Below are 1,101 nucleotides of genomic sequence, written 5' to 3'. Positions count from 1 at the left end.
ACTGTGGGCAGCAAGGCGAACACGACGAAGCGCGAAGGAAATTCTACGGAAGAGCAAAATGCTGGGCGATAAGATTAGCTTCGAGGGCGATATCGTAAATTTTATGTCGTTGGTCAAATTTGTGAAAAAATGAGTTAAAATTTATTACTCAAGGAAAAACATGGTAAAAAAGAGATCTTTAAAAATAAAAGGAAGCATATCGATTGCCATAATCCTGCTTTGGGTTTATTTTTTGATTACGGCGCTGAGCGGTGATAGATACTGTGGCATATGGGATTATATCGTAAACAGTGAAGAGGATGATGCCTGCATCGCTAAGCTGATAAAGCGCGCAGACGCGGGTAGTGAATTGGCGCTCAATCGGCTTAGATACCCTAGCAAGGCGTATATCAAGCGCGTATGCGAAAGAGGAGTGGAAAACTTAGGCGAGCGAGAGAGATATTATTTCGAGCGTTTAGGTGTAGGTCGTTGCGAAGCTTCAAATTTTAAAGGCGGCGAAACAAATACGACAAGTAGCGGCGGTAATTTAGCGCGAGACGATACGAACGCAACGAACGGCGAGAAAAATTTAACGCGCGCCGAGGCAAACAACGGCAAATCTGACACTGTGGGCAGCAAGGCGGACATGACGAAGCGCGAAGGAAATTCTACGGAAGAGCAAAATGCTGGGCGATGAAAATTTAGAAAAATTTTTCTCAAAAATCGACGCGGCGGAGTTTGGAATTTTGGCGGGCTCAAAGCTCTCTTCAAAAAATCCCAAACTTGCAGGAAGCGCGAGAGACGGGAGCGGCGACAAGCCCTTAAAATCACAAGGTGGCGCGGAATTTTGCGGCGGACAGTCATATTTTAGCGGCGCGCAGCAAGATGAAATTTTAAAATTTAATGCTGAGCCGCCGTTCGATGCTGAGAAAGTGCGTCTTGATACAGAGCAAGCACACTTAAAATTTAACGTCCGTCCATCGCAGTCGGAGCCGGGCGTCAGACAAGCGCTTGCGTTCGGTGATGAGCCGCCGCAGGCGCAGTTTAATGCCGAGCGAGCGCAGGCAAAGATCGAAAATTTCATGCGCGATCTGCTGCAAAACTATGTGCTTTGCGTAAGCG

Annotated in this window: 2 protein-coding genes; both read left to right on the top strand. The window is 47.0% G+C overall.

The window, feature by feature from the left end:
- Positions 1-160: 160 nt before the first annotated feature.
- Positions 161-676, top strand: a complete 516-nt coding sequence (locus Q0614_RS08305) for a hypothetical protein (protein WP_298787960.1) — start codon at positions 161-163, stop codon at positions 674-676.
- On the top strand, positions 663-1,101 hold a 439-nt coding region (locus Q0614_RS08300), incomplete at its 3' end, for a hypothetical protein (protein ID WP_298787957.1). The genes Q0614_RS08305 and Q0614_RS08300, both read left to right, overlap by 14 nt.

The organism is uncultured Campylobacter sp., from assembly GCF_937997595.1.
Classification (GTDB): Bacteria; Campylobacterota; Campylobacteria; order Campylobacterales; family Campylobacteraceae; genus Campylobacter_B.
This window is presented reverse-complemented; position numbering and strand designations above follow the sequence as displayed.